Below are 22,429 nucleotides of genomic sequence, written 5' to 3'. Positions count from 1 at the left end.
GTCCAGGGTGCGCTCGATCACAATTCCAGTTAACATGCATTAACGGATTTGAGTCTGCATCAAGGAGGATGGATGGACATCAAGGGCACGGTCGCGCTGGTCACCGGCGGAGCGTCAGGCTTGGGCGCGGCAACCGCCAAACGCTTGTTCGACGGCGGAGCATCGGTGGTGCTGGTGGACCTGCCAAATTCTGCCGGGGAGGATTACGCGGCGGAGTTGAACGCCATTGGCTCGGCGGCCGGCCCGAATGCGGTGGGTTCCGCTGGCGGGGATGCGGGTCCACGGGCCGTCTTTGCCCCCGCAGACGTGACCAACGAAGCCCAGGTCCAGGCCGCCGTCGACGCCGCCGCTTCGTTGGGAACCCTGCGGATCGTAGTTAACTGCGCAGGCATTGCCACGCCGGGCAAGGTCCTGGGCCGTGATGGTGTCCTGCCGCTCGAGGCATTCAACAAAGTCATCCAGATCAACCTCGTTGGAACCTTCAACGTCATCCGCCTGGCAGCTGCAGCCATGGTGGAAAATGAGCCGGTCACTACCGAATTAGGCGGCCCGGAACGCGGAGTCATCATCAATACGGCGTCCGTCGCCGCTTTCGAAGGGCAGATCGGCCAGCCAGCCTATGCCGCATCCAAGGGTGCTGTTGCGGCGATGACACTGCCCCTGGCGCGCGAGTTCGCCCGCTCCCTGATCCGGGTTGCTACCATTGCCCCCGGCATCTTCGAGACTCCGATGATGGCCGGATTGCCCCAAGCTGCCCAGGAGTCGCTCGGCCAGCAAGTACCCCATCCTGCGCGGCTCGGCCGCGCGCCCGAATACGCCAATCTTGCCGCCCACATCGTCGAGAATGCGATGCTGAACGGCGAGACGATCCGGCTGGACGGCGCCATCCGCATGGGCCTGAAATGATGGGGGACTACAGCGGAGGGCCGGCTCCCGCGGGTTCGGGGCGCTACATACCGGCGTCTGTGGCGGACCTGCCCAAGGCCGACTTCTTCGACTTTGAGTCTCTCCTGAGTGTCCAGGAACAGCGGAAACTCAACGAGCTCCGCTCCTTCCTTGCCGCCGAGATCGCGCCCTACGCCGGACAGTGGTGGGACAAAGCCGAGTTCCCCGAACACATCCTGCCCAAGCTCGCGGCCCTCCGGCTCAGTGCTCCCGCCCAGCGCGGCTACACACATTTGTTCGCCGGGCTGGTCATTGCCGAGATGACACGGGTGGACACCTCCATCGCGACGTTCTTCATGGTCCACCACGACCTCTTCGTTGAGTCGCTCTACGACTTCGGCAACGACGCCCAGCAGGACAAATACCTCGACGACGCCTCAAACCTCCGCACCACAGGCGCCTTCGCGCTCACCGAACCAGAGCACGGATCCGACGTCGCGGGCGGTATGCAGACAACAGCACGGCGTGTGGAAAGAGCGGAGTCCGACGGCGGCGATTACTGGGTGATCAACGGCGCCAAGCGCTGGATTGGCAATGGGACGTTCTGTGACTACATGCTGGTGTGGGCCAAAGACGAAAGCGACGGCGCAGTTCGAGCATTCATCGTGGACGCCTCGCTGCCGGGCATCACGCGGAGCCGGATAGAGAACAAGATTGCCCTGCGGACAGTACAAAATGCCGACATTCTCTTCGAAGACGTCCACGTCGCAGAATCAGACCGTTTCGCAGGAATCAGCAGTTTCGCGGATACGAACCATCTCCTGCGCGGCTCACGGATCATGGTTGCCTGGCAGGCAGTCGGCCAGCAGTTGGCAGCCTTCGATGTCGCGCGGCAGTATGCGGTGGAACGACTGCAGTTCGGTAAACCGCTTGCCCGGTTCCAACTGATCCAGCAGCACCTGGTGGATATGCTCGGCAACGCCGTGGCCAGCATGGGGATGATGGTGCGGATCGCCCAACTTCAAGAAGGCATTTCCCGCGACGCGCAAGGTGCCCGGCACGGCGGTGCCGACATGGCACAGGTGGCACTGGCAAAGGCCTACTGCAGTGCACGGATGCGTGAAAGTGTGGCCTTGGGCCGCTCCATCCTGGGCGGCAACGGTATCGTCACCGACTACAAAATTGCCAAGATCTTCGCCGACGCTGAGGCCATCTTCACCTACGAGGGCTCATACGAGATCAACTCATTGATCGTGGGCCGTGCAGTAACGGGGGTCTCTGCCATCGTCTAGTCAGTCGCTGACCGGGTTCCCGGCGCTTTACTCCTGAGGGATCTTTTCGCCAGCCTCAACGCGGACATCAATGGAATTTCCGCGGACCGGCATCGGGCAGGTGCCATAAGGCGTAAAGGCGCTGGGGTAGTTGATGGCGCGGTTGAAATCGATCACCACGGATCCATCAGGGCGTGGGCGCGGGATGAAAACCTTCCGCCACTCATCCGTGGTGTCGCCGTTGGTCTCATCATGGAAGGTCACGTTCAAGGCGCCGAGTTTCTCTTCCTCAGCATGGAGGCGGACTTCATGGGCAACGCCAGGAACCCGGAACACCACCTCCCCGACCGAACGATGAACGCCGTCCACCAAAGGGTTGGCCGTTCCGATGGGTACATCCACGGGCTGGTCATAGGGTTCGAACCGACCCTGAATCACCCAGTCCGGGTTGTAGTCGTAGGTGGGAACTCCAACGAAGTCCGTAAAAACGGGCGAGCCCGCGTCCCTGGTCCGGATGGCATACTTGTCCGCCCGCATCGCAAGCTCCACCACCACCTGCTTGCCGTCGTCGCCGCCGTACTGCACCCACATGTGCGACTCTTCATCCTGCAGGGTCGCCGTCACGGTGCCGTCAACACGTTCGCCGGTCTCAACGAGGGTCAGGCCGTCCTCGGCGGTGGCCGTGAGGGTTGCAGTCGTGCCATCCGTTGACCACAGCCCCGGGGCAAACTCGACTTCTGCCGGCTCCGACTCAAGCCACTGAAACGACGTCAGCGTCAGCCAGCCATGATCGGCAGCCAGTGCTGCATTCCGAGACGCTCGGAACCGCTCCCAACGGGCAAGCTGGGCGTCTGTTGCAGTGGTGGGCGAGCTCATGGTTCTCCTCGGAAGATGTGAGCCACGGTTGGGCGGCTTTGCAATCTCCTCAACTATGCGCCGCACCGGTGCATTCCCGGAAGCGCGCAGCATTGAGCGTGGAACCCAGGCGTGCATCCGGAAGAGTGCCACCCAGACATGCAACGATGGGCCGCGCATCGTGTGCACGGCCCATCGTTCGCTCGGATCGCCATTCGCAGTGGAGCCTATGAGTCCTTGCGGTCTTGCGAGGCTATCGGGATGCCGGTGGCCATCGGACTCGGCCTTTTGCTATTTAGTGCTGACGACGAGCCGATCGCCTGACGCCCAGGAAAGCGAGCAAGGATCCCAAGGCCAACAGCGCGGCGGCCGCGTAGATGAACGCCGGGCTTTGAGCGCCAGTGGTAGCGAGGGGCTCTGGTCCCGGAACTTCTGCGGGCTGAGTGGGCTCGTCCGTGGGTACAAGCACCGGGCTCGTGGTGCTTGTGCTCGGGGTCGGCGTGGGCGTCGGCGTGGGAGTTCCAGTGCTGGCGCTCGGGGTCGGCGTGGGTGTCGGGGTGGGTGTGGGTGTTGCGGTGCTCGGGCTCGGCGTCGGTTTGGGTGTGGGTGTTGCGGTGCTCGGCGTGGGTGTGGGTGTTGCGGTGCTGGGGCTCGGCGTGGGTGTGGGTGTTGCGGTGCTGGGGCTCGGCGTCGGGGTCGGCGTCGGCGTTGGGCTTGCCGTTCCGTCGCCTGTTCCGTCAGCGCGGGTTCGCCGCGTTTCGGCACCGACCGGGGTTTCTTCCCCAGCAATAGTGACGGTTCCGCTGTTGGTGTAGACGTCCAGCTTCCTGTCGGTCACTTTGGTGACGACGAACAGCTCCACCCGCTCACCCCTGGGCAGGCCCGTCCATCGCACCGTTGCTTCTTGGGGAGTGCACTCGACAGTCGCGGGGTATTGCTCGTTGTCCATTGGATCGGTGATGTTTCCGGAGCTGCTGACAACCCTGCCGACGCGCGGAGTGATCTGGTCGCAATCGATTTCCATGCCGGCGGCGGGCGTGTCCGTCACAACCACGTCGTTTGATTCTGAAGGCATTGGAGGCATGTAAAAGATGGATTCAAGTTCAGTTTGCGGAGCATCGGCCCACCACATGGACTTGCCCGCCGAAGTAGGGGGAGCGGGATCGCAGTCCTTGGTGCATGGACCGTCGACATCGACAGGCACGCGTACCACTGTGGATCCCACGGTGAAGTTCAGTTCCGTCGTTTCGCCGGTGCCCGGCTCCACAGCATATTGCGTGCTGAAATTGCACGTCCCACCCACATTATTGGGGTGGTCCGCCACGAAGTCGGTCAACGTGAAGACCACTTGTCCGGCATCGTTCGCAGCCGCCTTGGCGACCGTCACGCCGTCGGCGTTGTCCAGATCAAATGACGCGGCACCAAACCAGCGAAGCTCTGGTGGGAGCTGGAGGTTGAAGGTATCGCCCGGTTGCGAGTTGTCTGGGACGGACCACTGACAGGTGAGGTCTACTTGGTCCCATTGGTTTGTAACCACTGAGTCCGTGCTGATGGTGACGGCCGCGCCCGGGATGACGGCAGCGTTTGCCGGCACCGCCGACCAGGCGAGCCCGAAGGCTGTCACCACAACAGCCAGTAGCGCGGCCACCAGGGAGGCGGACTTGAGATGGAGCTGATTCTTCATGTGTTGGCTGGTCCTTCGAATGCGGAAGCGTGTCTCGTCGCATGGTGAGTGGCGACTCAACGCTGTTCGTGACGGCACCAACAGGCTTCACTCACATTGCTTCGGGAATGTAGTCCTGGGGCGCGGGTTCTGAAGGGGCATTTGCCAACGGGAAGAACTGCATGCGTGCGGGTCGGAGGGCTCCTTCGCCCAGGCTTTCCATGGCAGTCCTGCACTCCATGAGTTGCCCAAGGTTGTTTGCTGAGAGGGGCAAGAGCACGTGGACAGCAGAGTTCTTGTACATCGCCGTGGCACCTGTCCCGTGCAGCTGCCGTTGAACAGTTTCTCCGAGCCGCGCCAGCAGGGTCCAGCGATGGACGCGGCTCTCAAGCGGTTGGGGCAGGGACAGGATCGCAAGCGCGTAAGGGTGGGAACATGCCGTTCCAAAAATGGAGAGTTCGTGGATTTGTCGCTGGAAATGGGCCTGTGTGGCGAGGCCCGTCTCAACGTCCGTGCACGAAATCGGCGGTGCGGAATCGGCGGCCTCTGCCCATCCTTCAGCCAAGGATTGGAGAGCCTCTATGTCCATGTTCCGGTCTGCTGCCAGGAAGAGGGCGCGGAAGTCCGTCATGGTTTCGCCGATTCCAACACCATTCCTGGCCCGTGCCGCGCCCAATGATCTTGCAGTAGGAGGTGGAACACTGGCTCGTGTAGCCAGCGATGTCACCACCGTCCGGACCTCGGGCAGGAACCAGTCTGCCGGGAACCGCCAACCATTCTGATAACTGGTGGTCTGCCATCTGCGCATCAACAGGTGTCGGGAAAATGTACATTCGGCGAATGATTTTGTCCGGAACGATGTCATATCCGAATAGTGCGTCCGAATAAGGATTCATGACGAAAAGCGGTAGAAGGATCTGTTTGGTAAAGAGCCTATACAAATTCGCGTCATGACTTGAGCTTGGTGCCCACTGCGTATATATGGGCACGATTTTATACGTTGTGGGGGTGCCTTAAATGGCATCCGGGACAGGTACTGACAACGCTTCCAGCGCAGGAGTTGAGAGCGATGGTCATCTAATCGGGTTGGTGCGTGGCGGTGACATGTCAGCATTCGACGAACTGTACGAACGCCATGTGTCCGTCGCGTCCACAGTGGCCCGGCGAAACGTGGACAATCCAAGTGATGCCGAGGATGTTGTGGCCGAGGCCTTCCAAGCCGTATTGCAGAGCCTGGTTGTGGGACGGGGGCCGGACAACTTCTTCAGGGCGTATCTGCTGTCCACTGTCACCCGTCTCTCACATCATCGGAACCGGAAGGCCGGGAGGTCGCTGCCCAGTAGCGACGACGCCATTCTTGACCGTACGCTGCCGGATCCCGATGCCGTAGTCAAAGCCTTCGAATCGCATACGGTTGCAAAAGCATTTCGCGCCCTTCCCGAACGGTGGCAGGCCGTGCTGTGGTATCTGGACGTGGAAAGAATGAAGCCAGCGGCGGTGGCACCACTCCTGGGTCTGTCCGCGAATGCCGTGTCAGCACTGGCGCTCCGGGCACGGGAAGGCTTGAGGAGGCAATACCTGCAGGCCCATGTGGCGGAAGAACCGGACAGTGACTGCGCTGGATTCGCATCGAAACTCGGTACGTTCATTCGAGGGGGACTTTCAAGGATCGCTGAACGCAAGATGCGTCAGCACCTTAATGGTTGCTCGAAATGCACCGGCGCCCTCTCGGAACTAAAGGACGTTCAGGGAACCATGAGGGCTGTGCTTCTCCCTCTGGTGACCGGCATACCTCTCGCCACCTTGGCAGCCAAGGGTGCCGGACTGGGTTTCCTGGGAGGGCTGGTCCCCATCAAGGCAGCGATAGTGGTCCCGGCAATTGGGCAACCAGCGGTAATGGCCATCGTAGCGGTAGCAGGATTGGGCCTGGCTCTGGGCGCGGTTGGAATCGTTGGTCGCTTGACGCCGGATGTCCCCATGGAGCAGTTGGCCATTGAGACAAGTTCCTCCCGTCAGGAGTCATTCGTAGGGGCCCAGGCTCCAACTCCCACCGCGACGCCGAAGCCCAGCCTGCCATCGCCTGTGTCGCCAGCTGCGGTTGAGCCATCGCCGTCAAACGCAGGGCATGGGGAGCCAAACACTGAGGCCGAACCTTTGGTTTCCACCCCGGCACCTTCTGGTGTGGAATCCCAGCCGCAACCTCAACAATCTGTTCCCTCGCCGGACCCCACCTCATCAGCGGCAACAGCCCTTCCTGCCTCGCTTGCAGCGGTGACAGCCTCGGTGCGGACCCCCAAGGACCGGGGTTCTGGCATGACGGCCATGGAGGTGGACTTTGGGATCGGCGGCTCACAGTCCCTGGGACCGGCCAAAGCCGTGTTCTCAGTGGAAATGGACGCACGGATCCAGGAGAGTTCGCTGCGGGCTCCGGAAGGGTGGTCGTGCTCCATGGAGGGACGGACAGCCGTCACGTGCATTACAGGTTCGGCACGGCGGAGCGACCTCCATTTTCAGGTTTCCGCGCAGTCCAAGCATAAAAAGGGCGCGGGTGTCCTGACATATTCCCTGAGTGGAAGTGGTCTTGCAGCGGGCGAATTCGTGCACAAATACTGACCACGAATCACTGCCAGATACAGCGTCACGAACCAATTGCTCCGGCCACTAACTCAGAGGCGGTGCCCTGAGAGGGCAGCTGCCCATTTATCTGTGCAATTTAGGGGAAATATGAAAGCAACGTTTTTGGCCGTTGCAGGCTTGCTGGGCGCCTCGGCGGCGGTCTGGGCTTTGGTCCCGATCGGTCAAAACTGGTTCGTTCGCAGGTTCAGCTCGCCGCATGGCCTCCGATGGGCCATGGCAAGTTTGGGCGCCTTATTGTTGCTGTCACTGATGGGATGCGCAATGGGGCCGGCGCAGCGCCCCTGGCTTGAGGTTGTAGTCGTGCTCGCAGGAGCAGGGTTGATTGTGGGCTTTCTTGTCGCGCCGGCCTTCAGGATTCACCATGGTGTGGCCATGCAGCCTCGAAGGGTGCTGGCCATAGGAGCGCACCCGGACGACCTGGAATTGGCTTGCGGTGCCACCCTCGCCAAACTGGCAGATGCCGGGCATGAAGTCCGAACCATGGTGATGAGCTCAGGGGGAAAAGGAGGAGACAGCGCAGTCCGTGTGACTGAAGCGGCATCGGGCTCGGATTTCATGGGTGCGTCCAAGGTCCATGTCCACGATTTTACGGACACCAGCCTCGCGGAACATGGGGATGAAATGGTCCAGGCGATTGAGGCCGTGATGGACGATTTTCGCCCGGACGTTGTGATTACCCATTCCCGTAACGACTACCACCAGGACCATCAGGCCGTACACAGTGCGACTATGCGGGCAGCCCGCCAGCACTCCTCCATCCTGTGCTTTGAGAGTCCTTCATCCACACGGCAGTTCGATCCCAGCGTCTTCGTGGATATCGCGGGGTATGTGGACGTGAAGATTCACGCCGTTGCCATGCACCGGAACCAAAAGGGCAAGCCTTATATGAGCGCAGAAAGAGTACGCAGTCTCGCAGCGTTCAGGGGCTCGCAAGTGAAGACGACATATGCAGAGGGTTTCGAACCCGTTCGACTGCTTGGCTCTGCCGTAGGGGAGTTCTGATGGTTCGGGTACTCGTAACAGGCGTTGGAGGACCAGCTGGCTCCTCCTTGGCGCGCCAGCTGAGGGAACTGGGACATTGGGTCTTGGGCGTTGATATGCAACAGGTCCACGGTTCTGCGGCTGATACGGTCTCCTTGGTATCGGCGTCCAGTTCTCCCGACTACCTGTGGGAATTACGGGGACTCGTGGGCGCCCATGGCATCGAGCTCGTGGTGCCCACGGTCAGCGATGAACTCGTCCTGGTTTCGGAAGCCCGGCAAGGCTTCGCTCCCAATGTCGAGGTCCTTATTGCCGACCCCGCACCCGTTCGAATCGCGAATGACAAATTCCTCACCATGAGGTGCCTTGCCAATGCAGGCGTCGCCGTCCCCGATTTCGGGCTGCCCGGCGATTTCGCCTCCGTTGACCAGGCGATGGCGCGGCTAGGGGGATCCCTGGTGGTCAAGCCGCGGATTTCCCGCGGTGGACGCGGGGTCCAGGTCCTGGAAAAGACTGGCGACGGCGGCCGGAACGCGGCCCACGCCTGGTCCTCCTTGGACGATTCCTGGATCGTGCAACGATTCGCGCCTGGAACGGAGTACGCACCCGTGGTCCTTCGCCACAGGCCGGAGCCGGGTCAGGACGATCTTGTGGTGGTGCTGGAGAAGACAGAACTCAAAGAGGGACGGGTAGGTAACGCCCTGTCCGTCAGGAGGAATAAGGGAGCCGAGAGCGCGGACGTGGCCCAATTGGCTGATTCAGCCGTGACCGCGCTCGGGTTGACAGGACCTGTAGACGTGGACGTGCGCCGCCTGCAGAACGGAAGTCCGGTGGTACTGGAGATCAATGCGAGGTTTGGCGCAAACAGTGCGTTCGCCCCAGAACTCCTGGAGAACGTCCTTCACCGACATGTCGCCGGTCGATTGACCGGAAGGCCTGCGTGACACCTCTTGATGCTGCCCTGGCGTTTGTCCAGGTTGGAGGCGTGCTGATTCTCAGTTTCGGCGTGGTCAAAATCGTCTACGTTCCACTGGCCTTGTATTTCAACCGGCTTTATCGTTCCAACTCTGCCAAGCATCGTTATTCCGTCATCACTGACCGGCCCCTGGTCTCTGTGATCGTGCCCGGCTATAACGAAGCCGTGGTGATCACTAGTTGCGTCGAGTCGATACTGGCCAGCCGCTATTTACGTCTGGAAGTGATTCTGGTGGACGACGGTTCCACTGATTCCACCGCCAGCATCATGGCCGGGCTTGCAGATCAATATGACCGGGTCCGATTTCTCTCCCAAACGAACGCAGGGAAGGGAGCTGCGCTCAATTATGGAATAGCCAAGGCCAATGGCGACATCCTGATGTTTGTGGACGCCGACGGTATTTTTGCACCAGACACCCTGATGCGCATGCTCGAGGGTTTTGATCACACAAAGGTGGGAGCGGTATGCGGCGACGACCGGCCGGTTAACCTGAATCGCGTTCAAACGATGATGCTTGCCGTCCTGAGCCACGTCGGGACAGGCCTGGTCCGCAGGGCCTTGTCCTTGTTGCATTGCCTGCCAATCGTCTCCGGGAATATAGGTGCCTTCCGCCGTGACGTGGTCCAGCTGGTAGGCGGTTTTCACGAGGACACGCTCGGCGAGGATCTTGAGCTTACTTGGCGCGTCTATAAGGCCGGCTACCGGGTGAGGTTCCAGCCCTCAGCCCTGGTTTATGCCGAGTCGCCATCAACGATGGGCGGATTGTGGCGGCAGCGCGTTCGGTGGTCGCGGGGCCTGCTGCAGACGCTTCGCATGCATATCGGGATGCTTGGGCGGCGGCGTTATGGGCTGTTTGGCATGTTCCTTTTGTTCAACGCCATCACCATGGTGGTGATCCCTATGCTGCAACTTGCCATTTTGGCGGTGCTGCCGTTCCTGTACCTTGCTGGTTCGGGTCCCGTACCCGCTGAAGTCCTCGCCATCCTTGGTTGGTTGGGACTGTTTGTGTCCCTCGCGCTGATTGTCTTCTCCATTGGCCTCAATCGTTCATGGAAGGATCTTCGCTTTCTATGGACGCTGCCACTATGGCCCCTGTATTCCGTATTTGTTGGTCTCGCCTTAGCCAGTGCAATTATCAAGGAGATCCGCGGCAGCCCTGCTGTCTGGAACAAGTTGCAACGGACGGGCGTCATTTCCGTAACTGCCACAGAGGCCAGCCCCAGCTACGAGGTGCGAGTATGAAGGCTTTTGGACCCACCCTCCTGGTCGCAAGGCTAAGTGCTGCCCTGGTGAGCTCGGTTCTCCTTGGCGTTGCATTGACGGGTATCGCTGCGTGCGCAGAAGAGCCGGAGCTTCGTCCTATGGACCGCATGGTGAATCTTGGCTTTGAGGACGTCGTCAACGAGGACCGGTCACACCTGGTGGACTTAGCGGAACGATTGGAAGCTGTGGACGCCACCGCCGTATCGATCTCCGTGGGACGCGCAGATTGGGCGGCCTTTCCCTGGTCCGGCCAAACCGATGTGATCTCTGATGAAGTTTCCCGCACTGGGCGGGACTTCGTGGGGGAGTCGATCTCAGCATTGGGGGCGGCGAAAAACGGCACGCAACGTGATGTGATCCTCACGATCGATGTGCTGTTGGACCGTGCGCTAAGTGCCGACCCCTCCCTCGCAGGACGAAATATTGCTGGCGAGCCATCCAAGTCCTTCGCCAGTGTGTCGTCCCTGCGGCACGGCAAGGCCGGCGCCCGCTTGGCTTCCATGGCTGCCGCCGTCGCGAAGAAGTACCGGCCCACAGCCGTGAATCTCACGGAATTGATGTTCGATGATTTCACCTTTGGCAGTGAAGACTTCGATGACTTCAAAGCCACCACTGGAGAAGACGACTGGCCTAGAAACAACGAAGGCGGCATCGACCAGTCGGATGCCCGGATCAGCACGTGGCGGAGCGAAGCCATGGCTGACATTGTGCGCAAGGTGAGAGCCGCCGTCGAACCCTATAGTGTCCGGCTGGAGATGGACGTGCGCTCGCCGCGGGATTCACCATCGGCCGACCGCCCCGAGAGTGGGCATGACTACGACCTGTTGCTGAACGAGCTCGACCGGCTTCACGTTTGGGAGTACGTAGGACTTAATGCCGAGCGCTCGCCGCAGACGAAGGACCTCGCAGAAGCCCTGACCCACCGCGCGGGCTCCCGCATGTCATTGTCCATCGGGCTTTGGTCCAATGACAGCACGATCTCCCCGGAAAGGTTCGAAACGGCCTTGCATGAGGCTGTTCGGGGTGGGGCCACATCCGTGTCCGTGACCCCCGCAAGCCTCATGACCGCCGGGCATTGGGAGGTGTTGCGGAACGCCTGGGCCCGGTAATTACGGGCTGTCCGGTGCCCATCCCAAGGCGTACCCTGAGCGCATGGGCATGGAATCCGTGATGGCGGCAGTAGTAAGCCTTGCACTGATTGTGGGGTCGGTTTGGGCTGGCACGCGGCTGGTGCAGAAGGGTGTTTCCGCGAAGGGGGCAACGGGCACGCTCGGGAGTGTCCTCTCCATGATCGAGCCTGCCACAGGTGCGCCGACCAAAATGGAGGCCGCGGCAGCCCTCGAGGAAATGCGGCAGCGAAGGCACGAGAAATTGGTAGCCGGTCCTGGCACCGCAGAGGCCGGGCTGTTCGCCGGAAAGGTGGTCCTGCCGCCGTCGACGAGCAAAGCCTCTAAGCAGCAATCCGGTGACGCCAAAATCTGAGACGTATTCCCGCAGTAGAGTCCTGTGCGGGTAAGATCCCGTAGGAAACATTAGTAACCCGGCTCACAGTATCCAGCGCAGTGTACGAGCCAAACCAGATCCCGAAGGTAAGTATCTATGGTTCACACTGCCCATCAAGACACCGATCTCGCCGCAGAACTGCGGGCCGATGTGCGCCGCGTTTCCACCCTGTTGGGTGAGTCCCTGGTGCGACAACACGGCCCGGAATTGCTGCAGCTCGTGGAGCAGGTCCGCCTGCTGACCAAGGAATCCAAAGAAGCCGCACGGGGCGGAGCCGACGCGACCGGTCCATGGAGCGCGCACGACGTCGTTGCCCAGGTGCGCGAGTTGCTCGCCTCCCTGCCGCTGGACCAGGCGACGGATCTGGTTCGTGCCTTCGCGTTCTATTTCCACCTCAGCAATGCGGCCGAGCAGGTCCACCGCGTCCGCGGGCTTCGGACCCGGCAGGAGAAGGACGGTTGGCTTGCAAAGGCCGTCACGGAAATTGCCGGCCAGGCTGGGCCGCAGGTCCTTCAGGACGTGGTGAACGAGCTTGATGTTCGGCCCATCTTCACGGCGCACCCCACAGAGGCCTCGCGACGCTCAGTGCTGGACAAGGTCCGCAAACTCTCCGACGTATTGGCCCAGCCCACCGAAGAGGGAACGTCTGCCCGACGCCGGCAGGATCGCCAGCTCTCGGAAATCATCGACCAAATGTGGCAGACCGATGAGCTTCGCCAGGTTCGGCCAACGCCCGTGGATGAAGCGCGCAACGCGATCTACTACCTGAACAGCATCCTCACGGACGCCATGCCGGAGATGTTGACTGACCTTTCCGAACTGCTTGCCGAGCACGGCGTGGTCCTGCCCGCTGCCAGCGCGCCGCTGCGCTTCGGTTCCTGGATCGGTGGCGACCGCGATGGAAACCCCAACGTCACCGCGGCAGTTACGCGCGAAATTCTGCAGTTGCAGAACCAGAACGCGGTTCGGATCAGTATCGCGTTGATCGACGAGCTGATCTCGGTCCTGTCCAACTCCACGGCTTTGTTCGGGGCTGACCAGGAGCTGCTGGATTCGATCGACGTGGACCTCAAGAACTTGCCCGGTCTGGACAAGCGCATCCTGGAGCTCAATGCCCAAGAGCCTTACCGACTCAAGCTCACGTGTATCAAAGCCAAGCTCATCAATACGGGCCGCCGCGTTTCCGCCTCGACCTATCATGAGCCCGGCCGGGACTACGCCACCACAAGTGAGCTGTTGGCCGAGTTCGGCCTGCTCGAAACGTCGCTCCGGAACCACGCCGCTGGCCTTGTTGCCGACGGCGCCTTGGCCCGTGTCCGCCGTGCGATCGCAGCCTTCGGCCTTCACTTGGCAACCCTGGACATCCGTGAACATGCCGATTACCACCACGATGCCGTCGGACAGCTCGTGGACCGTCTTGGTACCGAGAAGTCGTACGCCTCCTTGACCCGCGAGGAACGTTTCGAATTCCTTGGTGCCGAGCTGGCCTCACGTCGCCCGCTCTCCGGCCACCCGATCAAGCTCGAAGGCACCGCGGACAGCACCTACGACGTCTTCCGGAGCATCCGCCAGGCCCTGCACACTTACGGTCCGGACGTTGTGGAAACATACATCATTTCCATGACCAGGGGCGCCGATGACGTCCTGGCCGCCGCTGTGCTGGCACGTGAGGCTGGTTTGATTGACCTCTTCGGTGCCAAGCCACACGCCAAGATCGGCTTTGCTCCGCTGCTGGAAACAGTCGAGGAGCTCCGCGCATCCGCTGAGATTGTGGATCAGTTGCTCTCTGATCCGTCCTACCGTGAACTGGTCCGTCTCCGTGGCGACGTCCAGGAAATCATGCTGGGGTACTCCGATTCCAACAAGGAATCCGGTGTCATGACCAGCCAGTGGGAGATCCACAAGACCCAGCGGAAGCTGCGCGATGTGGCTGCCAAGCACGGAGTGAGGGTCCGCTTGTTCCATGGCCGTGGTGGTTCCGTGGGCCGTGGTGGTGGTCCGACGTACGACGCCATCATGGCTCAGCCCAATGGTGTCCTCGAGGGCGAAATTAAGTTCACCGAGCAGGGCGAGGTCATCTCGGACAAGTACTCACTTCCCGAGCTTGCCCGCGAGAACCTTGAGCTGTCCTTGGCAGCCGTCATGCAGGGTTCTGCCTTGCACCGGACTCCGCGTACCTCCGAAGACGAGCGCGAGCGCTACGCGAACGTCATGGAAACCATTTCCGATGCTGCCTTTGCACGCTACCGGGCATTGATCGACGACGCCGATCTTCCGGCCTACTTCCTGGCGTCCACGCCCGTGGAGCAGCTGGGTTCCTTGAACATCGGATCACGTCCCTCCAAGCGTCCCGATTCCGGGGCTGGCTTGGGCGGCCTTCGCGCCATCCCGTGGGTGTTCGGTTGGACGCAGTCCCGCCAGATCGTTCCCGGCTGGTTTGGTGTGGGCTCCGGCCTGAAGGCGGCACGGGAAGCCGGTGACGCTGACCAACTCATGGAAATGATGGACCGCTGGCACTTCTTCCGTTCGGTGATTTCCAACGTCGAAATGACGCTGGCCAAGACCGACATGGAGATCGCGGGACACTACGTTTCGTCCTTGGTTCCTGAGGAACTGCACCGCTTGTTCCACATGATCCGGGACGAGTACGAGCTCACGGTTGCTGAAATCGAGCGGCTGACCGGGGAGCTTGAACTCCTTGACGCCCAGCCCACCCTGAAGCGGTCGCTGGAAATCCGTGATCAGTATCTGGACCCGATCAGTTACCTGCAGGTGGAACTTCTACGCCGTGTGCGTGAGGAATCGGTGTCCGGTGCTGAGATCGATGAGCGGCTTCAGCGCGCCATGCTGATCACCGTCAACGGTGTGGCCGCCGGCCTGCGCAACACAGGCTAAGCGCTCTCTCACATCCCGCCGGTTTTCCCGGAACGCTCTCTCACCCCACGAACTGTCATTGGGGTGCGGGAGCTTTCCGGCTTAAAGCTCCTGCGCTGAGCGTTAGGGTTGTTGGATGCCGTCGTTCCAGACCAAGTTGAAGATCACTGGCCTCAAGCCTGGCAACCCTCCCGAATCAGTCATGGCGGCCGCGATAGAAGCTTTGGAAACCCGCCATCATGTCGAATCGAACCAGCTCGATATCGTCGGAGGCGTCCCGCAGCTCAGCCTGCGCTTCACGGTGAACGACCGCGACTACTCCGGTGAGAACGACGAAGCCCGGACGTCGGCCGCCATGATGCGCGACGCCGTCGAACGCGTTGCGCTGACCGGGAGCCTCTACGTGTTGCGCCGCAGCCGCGGACGCTGGTCGCCGATCTAGGCTTACGTTACTCCGGCTGGGGCACGTCGCCGTCGAAGGTTTCATCCACCGGGGAGCGGCTCCCGCGCCGCCGTGTGACGATCAATCCGACCACCACACCGATGACCAAGCCGACGCCCACGCCAATCAGTGAGCTGGCCCAGAACGGCAGTTTGGTTGCGGAGCCCGTGAAGTAGCCCAGTCCGACTTGCCACACGGCCCACAGAACGGCGCCCAATCCGGCGCAGAGGCTGAAACCGCGGACGGAGACGTTGGCGATTCCAGCTGCGGACGAGGTTGCGAGCCTGCCGCCTGGGACGAACCGCGCGCCGATGATAGCCCCATAAGTGGAGGATCGGCCTGCCTTGGCGATGGCCTCGTGGATTCCACGGTGGACTTTCCTGCCCCATGCCCAGCGATCCAGTACATGGCTCACCCGCCGCTTAAACAGTAAGTAGACTGCCATGTCCCCGAGCCAGGACGCGAAGGCTGCGAGCAGCAGGATGAGCCAGAAATTGGCGTGGCCATCGGCGGCCAGTGCTCCGCCGGTGATCACCACCATTTCGGACGGGATTGGTGGGAAGATGGCATCGCCCAGCACCATGGGAACGATCCACAAATAAATTGCGGATCCCCACGTCTCGGGGGCGATGAAGTCCATTGGCACAAGGTACCGCACTTGCCGCTCCGGCCGCTCGGCGGGAGACTGGCGCAATGCAGATCGAAATCATGCACGGGGACATCACCACGCGCGACGTCGATGCGATCGTCAACGCCGCCAACTCTTCACTGCTCGGTGGAGGGGGAGTGGACGGCGCGATACATCGGGCCGCCGGCCCCGAACTGCTTCAGGCCTGCCGGGAGGTTCGCCGCACCAAACTGCCGGATGGGCTGCCTGTTGGGGCCGCCGTCGTGACCCCCGGATTCAGGCTCCCGGCGCGCTGGGTGATTCATACGGTGGGTCCCAACCGGCACGCCGGCCAAACCGATCCCGCACTGCTCGCCTCTTGCTTCCGGGAAAGCCTGAATGCGGCTGTGGAGGTGGGTGCACGGTCCGTCGCTTTTCCCGCGATCAGCGCCGGAATCTATGGTTGGGACGCCCGGGAGGTCGCGGAAGTAGCGTTCGACGCCGTGGGCTCGTTCTCATCTGAGTCTTCAGATGGTGCCGCGACCGCCAGCGGACTTGAGTTGGTGGAGTTCGTCCTGTTTTCGGAGGATACGACGGCGGTCTTCCGGTCTGTGTTTGAATCGTCGCTGGGGCTTGAATCGGGGCCGGACGACTGACGCTTGCGTCGCTGCACCACGAAGTAGAGGAGCGCCACGAGGGCAAGAGATGGCAGGCCGAAGATCAGCGTCATGTTGAATGCTTCGGTGCCGAGGGTGCTGACGGCAATGGCCAGCATGAGTACTGCTCCAAGGATCGTGCTCGCGGGAAAGAATCTGGTCTTGAATGTGAGTTCTTTGCCCGAGCGTTTCATGCTGCGGCGGAAGAACCAGTGCGTCACGAAGATCATGAACCAGGTGAACATGGCGCCGAACATGGAGATGGCCATCATGAAGGTGAAGGCAGTCTCGGGGAACATCGCGTAGACAACGGTGGCGATCGCGATGCCGGTGGTGGACAGGATCAGGGCATTCACCGGGGCCCCGTTGGAGCGAAGTTTGCCGAACATGGACGGCGCGTCGCCACTGCGGGAAAGGCTGAAGATCATGCGAGCGGAGATGTAGAGCTGGCTGTTCATGGCCGAGAGCGCCGCGACGATCACCACGAACGTGAGGAGACTGTCTGCGAAGGGGATACCGAGGTTCTGCATCACTGTGACGAAGGGGCTGCCACCGGCAAGGATTTGGCTGACGGGTGCGATAGCCAAAATAAGGGCCAGGGTGACGATATAGAACAAGAGCAGCCGGGCGATGGTGGTGCGGAAAGCCTTCTTCACTGCTGTGGTGGGGTCTTTGGCTTCACCGGCTGCGATGGCAATCATTTCGATGCTGAGGTAGCTGAAGATCGACACGATCACTGCGAACCACGTTCCGGACAGCCCGTTGGGGAAGAAACCGCCATCAGCTGTGTAGTTCTGGAAACCTGTGCTCTCGGTGTGGGCGCCGAAAACGATATACGCCCCAAGAACGATGAACGCCATAATGGCGAAGACTTTGACGCTGGAGAACCAGTATTCAAGCGTACCGAACACCTTGACGTTCATGGTGTTGACACCGATGAGTACAGCCGAGAAGAAGATAACCCACAGGAGGGATGGCACGTCCGGGAACCAGAGTTTCATGTACTCACCAACGGCCGTCACCTCAGTTCCCACGGCCAACACGATGCAGGACCAGTACATGTACTTGACCAGGAAGCCTGCCAAGGGGCTGACGTAGTGCTCGGCGAAGGCGCCGAACGAGCCCGAGGTGGGATGGGCAACTGTCATCTCGGACAAGGTCCCCATGAGCAGCAGGGCGATGAAGCCGCCCACTGCGTAGCTGATGATCACGCTGGGGCCAGCCAGCCCGATGGCAAACTTGCTTCCCAGGAACAGCCCCGTGCCGATCGCTCCGCCCAAAGCGATCATAGTCATTTGCCGGGACGTGAGCTGCCTTTTGAGCCCGCCCTCCCGCTGTTGGATCTTACCGAAACTGTCCATCACGACCTCCTCGTCGATTCTGCAAATCGCTTCAGGATAGAATCCACCACAAAGTGCCGCGAAGGATTCTGAAGAATCACAAAAAGAACAGAGGATGCTTAGTGTCAGATTCACCCAGCACTCGATCTCAGCAAGCACTTTCGAATCGCGTTCGACTGGACGAAACGGACCGTCTGATCCTCAGGGAGCTGATGGCTGATGCCCGGATTCCCAACAATGTGCTGGCTTCCAAAGCGGGAATTGCACCCTCCACGTGCCTGGGCCGCGTCCGGGCGCTGAGGGATGCCCGGATCATCCGGGGCTTCCACGCGTCAGTGGACCTTGAAGCGTTGGGGCTCCTCGTCTACGCGTTGATCTCGGTGCGGGTGAACTCCCAAGCGCGGAACAAGATGCTGGCTATTGGTCAACGCTTGCGTGCATTGCCCAACGTTCAGAGCGTGTTCCTGCTGGCCGGCGATCAGGACTTCCTCATGCACGTCGCCTGCGGGACGCCCAAAGAATTACGTGACTTTATAGCTGTTCACTTGGCGTCGGATCCTGCCATCGCGCACACCCAGACGAACCTGGTATTCGACCACCTGACGCCGGGGGACTAACGTGCCGCCCGGCGTCAGGCTGGTTCCGGAGTGGCACCCTGTGGCGCCTCAACCTCACGCCTGTGGCCAAGGAACCTGCCCGCTTTGAAGTACCAGTATGGCCAGGCTACCCACGATGACGCCCCGGCGACGAAACCCACTCCCATCACTGCCCAGCGGAGCCACTCGGGCCCGGGAATGAGGAAGCCGAGGCCGGCAACGGGAAGCCCGATCAGAAGTGCTCCGCCGATGAATCGGCCAAGCTTCGCGAGCCCCTTCGGATAGCCCTCAACGTGGAGAAGCTTGTTGTGCGCCACCAGGAACCAGACGCCTTGGAACACAATGGCGGCCACGGAAATTGCTGTCGATGGCTCGAAGCTCAGGACCTTGAGGACCAGCAGCGCGGAACTTGTGGCTCCGGCCGCGCAGGCGGCCACCGTTACCCATTTCAGCGGCTCGGTCCATGGTGCCTGGGGAAGGCGTTTATGGACTTGGAGGATCACAGGGATGACGAGCACGTTGAACACGGCGCCTGTGGCGTCGTTGATGGCACCGAAAACAAACGGGCCGCCTTTGGGGACTTCCACGGCGTACATGGCCCCGAGCGTCAGAACGCCCGCAACGCCCACTGCCGCAGCAGAGTAGGCGAAGGCCGAAGCGGTCCTGTCGCCCGGCATCTCAGTGAATTGCTTCATCGGAACTCCCGGATTCTGACCAGCAAACCCATGGTAGTCCTGTGCTGTAGCGGAAGGAACGGGCTCCGCGAAAGGGTCAGCCGTGGGCTTCGCTGAGCTCCAGTTGGCTACGGTATTCCACGCGCTCCTTGGTGATGGGATCCACGAAGGTGATGCCGCGGGCCAACAATTGAAGCGGCTTGCTGTAGTCGTCCGGGGCCTTGTCCAGGAGGTCCGGATAGAAGGCGTCGTTGACGATGCCCAGACCCAGCGATGCCATGTGGACCCGGAGCTGGTGTGTCTTTCCGGTGTGCGGCTCCAGTCGGTACAGCCCGCGCTGGTGAGTCCCGGCGTCGAACGTCCTGACTCTTTCGATGCGCGTTTCCGCATTCGGTTCGCCATCAATAACTTCAGCGAGCAGATAGCTGCGGGACTTGGTCATGCGGTTGCGGACCACCACGGGGAATTCGACGCCGGGATGGCCATCAGCGGGCGACGCGGCGGACACACACTCGTATTCCTTCTGGACCTGGCGCTTCTCGAAGAGAACCTGGTACCGGCCGCGGGTCTCTGGGTTGGTCGACAGCAGCAAAATGCCGGCGGTCATGCGGTCCAGGCGGTGCATGGGGATGAGGTCCGGCAGATTCAGCAGGTTCCGCAGGCGGACCAAGGCGGACTCTTGGATGTACGTGCCGCCGGGTGTTGTGGGCAGGAAATGCGGCTTGTCCACCACGAGGATGTGTTCGTCCTGATGCAGGATGTTGATTTCCACGGGCAGGCGGGTCTCCGGAGGGAGTGTCCGGTAGTACCAAATGAAGGTGTGGTCCTCGAGTTTGGTGCTCCTGTTCAGGCGCACGCCGCCTTCGCCCACGATTTCGCCGGCGTCGAAGCGGTCTTCGATGCCCTGGGGATCGATGTGTCCCCAGCGATGCATCATGTAGTCCATCGCAGTGTCCCACGGCCCCTCGTCCGGGAGGCGCAGGCGGGTCGCGTTAACGCCGTCGCGCACGGGAAGGGGGGATTGCATCACCGGACAATTCTACTGTGGCTCGCGTTGGGGGCCTGCTCTGCGCGCCCTGGGCCGGGAGGAGCACGCAAACCGGGTCCCGCAACGCACGTTCAACCCGACGATAAAAAAGTTCTTGACAATAAAAATTGTCGGTTGGCATACTTGAAGCATGTTGGATATCGAAGTGATCGAGGACGCAGCGGCGGCAGAGGCCTCGTTGGATCCGATCCGCACGCGCATACTTCAGGAGCTCGCCGAGCCGGCGTCGGCCACTCAACTGGCCGCCAAGGTGGGGCTGCCGCGGCAGAAGGTCAACTACCACCTCAAAGCCCTCGAGCGGCATGGCCTGGTGGAGCTTGTGGAAGAACGCCGGAAAGGCAACGTCACCGAGCGCGTTCTCCAGGCGACGGCGGCCTCGTACCTGATCTCGCCCGTCGCGTTGGCTTCGGTGGCCCCTGATCCGCAGCGTTTCGCCGACAGGTTCTCCGCTTTCTGGCTCCTGGCGCTCGCCTCCCGCACCGTCCAGGAAATGGGGAAGCTCATTTCGGGTGCGGCCGCCGCCAAGAAGAAGCTCGCGAGCTTCGCGATCGATGGAGAAATTACTTTCCGCTCAGCCGCGGAACGCGCCGCTTTCGCTGAGGAGCTCGGCGTGGCGGTCACGCGGCTCGTCGATAAGTACCACGACGGCGGTGCTGCCGCCGTGGCAGGCGGCGCACGAAAGCACCGGCTCGTCGTCGTACTTCATCCCACACTCAAGACCCCGTCAACGGAAAAAACAGCAGAAAAGGAACAAGGCAATGACTGACAACCGGAAATTCGAGATCGTGGCGGACACCGAACTGCCGGCTACTCCCGAGCGGGTGTGGCAGGCGGTCACCAAGGACACGGCGGCCTGGATGTTCCCCACGGATCAGTGGCCCGATGTGAAAACCGTCGAGGAATACCCCAGCCATCTTGTGTCCCGGATGGAGGGTCCCAACGGTTGGTTCAACCAGTTGGAGCACGTCCTGGAGCCTGTGGAAGGTGGCCGCGCCAAGCTCCACTACGTCCACAGCGGCATCTTCGCCGACAACTGGGACGAACAGTACGACGGCGCCAGCAAGCACACGGAGTTTTACCTCCACACCCTGGGCCAGTACCTGCAGTATTTCGATGGGCAGCCCGTGGTCTTCACGGATATCCAGGCGCCCGCTTCGTCGCAGACTGCGGACGGTTTTGTGCAGCTGAAAAGGGCTTTGGGCGTGGACGGAGCGGAAGCCGGTGCGCGATTTGACGTGGACGTCGACGGCGTGGGCAGGCTGAGTGGCGAGGTGGACTTCTCCAATGAGAACTTCCTAGGCCTGCGCACCGCCGATACGCTGTACCGCTTCTTCGGCAGGAACGCTTTTGGTGCGCCGGTGGGCATGACCGTGCATGAATTCGGTGGCTCGGGGGACTCCGAGCTGACGGCGAAGGCGTGGGGTGCGTTCCTGGAGAAGGTGTACGCGTAGGAAGTACTTGCCCAACTGGCTGGCATTAGTGGTTGTTTTCAGCCCGCTGAGAACAACCACTTCTGCCAGTCAATTTCCGTTTAGGGGGCCCAGGCGCGGCCGACTGCTTCGAGGGAGGCTTCATAGATCCCGGCCCAGTCCGTTTCGGGTTCATTCATCCGCGCCAGCTCCAGGCTGACGAGCCCATGCACCTGCCCCCAAATGGCCATTGCGATGACGGAGGGATCATCCGAACGGATCCTCCCAGCACCTTGGGCGGCGACTACCGCCTCCACCAAGGGGAGCATCGAGGCTGAGGCGACTTCCGGCGTCGGGCTGCAATCCACGTAGGCGGCCAGCGCGCCGTTGAACATGAGCCGGTAAAGTGCCGGATGCTCCAAGGCCCACGCGCGGTACGCCCGGCCCAGGCCGCGGAGTCCGTCTTTGGCTGCGTCCTGTTGAGACTCCCCAAAGGATCGAAAGCCGTCGTCGACGGCGGCCGTCAAGAGTTGCGCTTTGCCGCCGAAGAGCGAGTAGATCGCCGAGGTGGAGGTGTCTGCGGCTGCGGCAACATCGCGGAGAGTGACACGCGCGGGGCCTTCGCGGTCCACTAGCTCCGCAGTTACTTCCAGGAGCCGTTGCTGAACGTGCTGATCATGAACGATGGGTCTTGCCATGTCTCCAAGTGTTTCATAACATTGTTTCATAACAACGTTATGAAACCCGGA

Annotated in this window: 21 protein-coding genes and 1 pseudogene; 14 read left to right on the top strand and 8 right to left on the bottom strand. The window is 61.4% G+C overall.

All coding sequences use genetic code 11. From position 1 onward, the window contains the following. The first annotated feature begins 72 nt into the window (after positions 1-72). Complete coding sequence (locus AC1DD7_RS07340) at positions 73-906, top strand: SDR family NAD(P)-dependent oxidoreductase (protein WP_477514424.1); 834 nt, start codon at positions 73-75, stop codon at positions 904-906. Continuing rightward, complete coding sequence (locus AC1DD7_RS07335; protein ID WP_477514532.1) at positions 906-2,177, top strand: acyl-CoA dehydrogenase family protein; 1,272 nt, start codon at positions 906-908, stop codon at positions 2,175-2,177. Before AC1DD7_RS07340 ends, AC1DD7_RS07335 begins: the two co-directional genes overlap by 1 nt. A gap of 27 nt (positions 2,178-2,204) precedes the next feature. On the opposite strand, the gene AC1DD7_RS07330 is transcribed toward AC1DD7_RS07335, so the two are convergent. The 3 genes from AC1DD7_RS07330 to AC1DD7_RS07320 form a co-directional block, all read right to left on the bottom strand. Further along, positions 2,205-3,032: a DUF1684 domain-containing protein gene (locus AC1DD7_RS07330; protein ID WP_477514423.1), complete on the bottom strand. Its 828-nt coding sequence runs from the start codon at positions 3,030-3,032 to the stop codon at positions 2,205-2,207. Positions 3,033-3,306: 274 nt separating this feature from the next. Beyond that, entirely contained in the window at positions 3,307-4,695 is a 1,389-nt protein-coding gene (locus AC1DD7_RS07325) for an Ig-like domain-containing protein (protein WP_477514422.1), read from the bottom strand. Between the two features lie 91 nt (positions 4,696-4,786). After that, positions 4,787-5,482, bottom strand: coding sequence for a hypothetical protein (locus tag AC1DD7_RS07320; RefSeq protein ID WP_477514421.1), 696 nt, complete (start codon positions 5,480-5,482; stop codon positions 4,787-4,789). Positions 5,483-5,691: 209 nt separating this feature from the next. Between AC1DD7_RS07320 and AC1DD7_RS07315 the strand changes: the two genes are divergently transcribed. The 8 genes from AC1DD7_RS07315 (at position 5,692) to AC1DD7_RS07280 (ending at position 15,350) form a co-directional block, all read left to right on the top strand. Continuing rightward, positions 5,692-7,287 carry an RNA polymerase sigma factor gene (locus tag AC1DD7_RS07315; protein ID WP_477514420.1) on the top strand — a complete coding sequence of 532 codons (1,596 nt, stop codon included), beginning with the start codon at positions 5,692-5,694 and terminating at the stop codon, positions 7,285-7,287. A gap of 111 nt (positions 7,288-7,398) precedes the next feature. After that, positions 7,399-8,313: a PIG-L deacetylase family protein gene (locus AC1DD7_RS07310; protein WP_477514419.1), complete on the top strand. Its 915-nt coding sequence runs from the start codon at positions 7,399-7,401 to the stop codon at positions 8,311-8,313. Next, positions 8,313-9,236, top strand: a complete 924-nt coding sequence (locus AC1DD7_RS07305) for an ATP-grasp domain-containing protein (protein WP_477514418.1) — start codon at positions 8,313-8,315, stop codon at positions 9,234-9,236. The genes AC1DD7_RS07310 and AC1DD7_RS07305 overlap by 1 nt, the downstream gene beginning before the upstream one ends. Further along, positions 9,233-10,510, top strand: a complete 1,278-nt coding sequence (locus tag AC1DD7_RS07300; RefSeq protein ID WP_477514417.1) for a glycosyltransferase family 2 protein — start codon at positions 9,233-9,235, stop codon at positions 10,508-10,510. The genes AC1DD7_RS07305 and AC1DD7_RS07300 overlap by 4 nt, the downstream gene beginning before the upstream one ends. Next, positions 10,507-11,640, top strand: coding sequence for a hypothetical protein (locus AC1DD7_RS07295; protein WP_477514416.1), 1,134 nt, complete (start codon positions 10,507-10,509; stop codon positions 11,638-11,640). Before AC1DD7_RS07300 ends, AC1DD7_RS07295 begins: the two co-directional genes overlap by 4 nt. 43 nt (positions 11,641-11,683) lie before the next feature. Continuing rightward, a complete protein-coding gene (locus tag AC1DD7_RS07290; RefSeq protein ID WP_477514415.1) occupies positions 11,684-12,013 on the top strand; it encodes a hypothetical protein in 330 nt (109 codons plus the stop codon). Positions 12,014-12,130: 117 nt separating this feature from the next. Next, the gene (gene ppc / locus AC1DD7_RS07285) at positions 12,131-14,929 is read left to right on the top strand and encodes a phosphoenolpyruvate carboxylase (protein WP_477514414.1); all 2,799 of its coding nucleotides are present in this window, start codon (positions 12,131-12,133) and stop codon (positions 14,927-14,929) included. 115 nt (positions 14,930-15,044) lie between these two features. Continuing rightward, positions 15,045-15,350: a hypothetical protein gene (locus AC1DD7_RS07280; protein WP_477514413.1), complete on the top strand. Its 306-nt coding sequence runs from the start codon at positions 15,045-15,047 to the stop codon at positions 15,348-15,350. 7 nt (positions 15,351-15,357) lie between these two features. Here AC1DD7_RS07280 and AC1DD7_RS07275 read toward each other — a convergent pair whose 3' ends face one another. Continuing rightward, positions 15,358-15,990, bottom strand: coding sequence for a DedA family protein (locus AC1DD7_RS07275; RefSeq protein WP_477514412.1), 633 nt, complete (start codon positions 15,988-15,990; stop codon positions 15,358-15,360). A 53-nt stretch (positions 15,991-16,043) separates the two neighbouring features. Here AC1DD7_RS07275 and AC1DD7_RS07270 point away from each other — a divergent pair, with 53 nt between their 5' ends. Continuing rightward, positions 16,044-16,613 carry an O-acetyl-ADP-ribose deacetylase gene (locus AC1DD7_RS07270; RefSeq protein ID WP_477514411.1) on the top strand — a complete coding sequence of 190 codons (570 nt, stop codon included), beginning with the start codon at positions 16,044-16,046 and terminating at the stop codon, positions 16,611-16,613. A gap of 86 nt (positions 16,614-16,699) precedes the next feature. On the opposite strand, the pseudogene AC1DD7_RS07265 reads toward AC1DD7_RS07270, so the two are convergent. Continuing rightward, positions 16,700-17,902, bottom strand: a pseudogene (locus AC1DD7_RS07265) (amino acid permease); the annotation flags it as partial. Between the two features lie 173 nt (positions 17,903-18,075). On the opposite strand from AC1DD7_RS07265, the gene AC1DD7_RS07260 reads away from it, so the two are divergent. Continuing rightward, a complete protein-coding gene (locus tag AC1DD7_RS07260) occupies positions 18,076-18,570 on the top strand; it encodes an Lrp/AsnC family transcriptional regulator (RefSeq protein ID WP_477514410.1) in 495 nt (164 codons plus the stop codon). A 14-nt stretch (positions 18,571-18,584) separates the two neighbouring features. On the opposite strand, the gene AC1DD7_RS07255 is transcribed toward AC1DD7_RS07260, so the two are convergent. After that, positions 18,585-19,244 (bottom strand): hypothetical protein, encoded by a 660-nt coding sequence (locus tag AC1DD7_RS07255; protein WP_477514409.1) that lies wholly within the window; start codon positions 19,242-19,244, stop codon positions 18,585-18,587. Positions 19,245-19,320: 76 nt separating this feature from the next. Further along, positions 19,321-20,250, bottom strand: a complete 930-nt coding sequence (locus AC1DD7_RS07250) for a pseudouridine synthase (RefSeq protein ID WP_477514531.1) — start codon at positions 20,248-20,250, stop codon at positions 19,321-19,323. Between the two features lie 151 nt (positions 20,251-20,401). On the opposite strand from AC1DD7_RS07250, the gene AC1DD7_RS07245 reads away from it, so the two are divergent. Both AC1DD7_RS07245 and AC1DD7_RS07240 read left to right on the top strand, forming a co-directional pair. After that, positions 20,402-21,037, top strand: coding sequence for an ArsR/SmtB family transcription factor (locus AC1DD7_RS07245; RefSeq protein WP_477514408.1), 636 nt, complete (start codon positions 20,402-20,404; stop codon positions 21,035-21,037). After that, a complete protein-coding gene (locus AC1DD7_RS07240; protein WP_477514407.1) occupies positions 21,030-21,722 on the top strand; it encodes an SRPBCC family protein in 693 nt (230 codons plus the stop codon). Before AC1DD7_RS07245 ends, AC1DD7_RS07240 begins: the two co-directional genes overlap by 8 nt. Before the next feature lie 80 nt (positions 21,723-21,802). Here AC1DD7_RS07240 and AC1DD7_RS07235 read toward each other — a convergent pair whose 3' ends face one another. Further along, on the bottom strand, positions 21,803-22,378 hold the full coding sequence (locus AC1DD7_RS07235) for a TetR-like C-terminal domain-containing protein (protein WP_477514406.1): 576 nt from the start codon (positions 22,376-22,378) through the stop codon (positions 21,803-21,805). Between the last annotated feature and the right edge of the window lie 51 nt (positions 22,379-22,429).

The organism is Paenarthrobacter sp. 10L412, from assembly GCF_056395565.1.
Note: the sequence above shows the minus strand (reverse complement) of the source record. Positions and strands in the feature narration are given on the sequence as shown.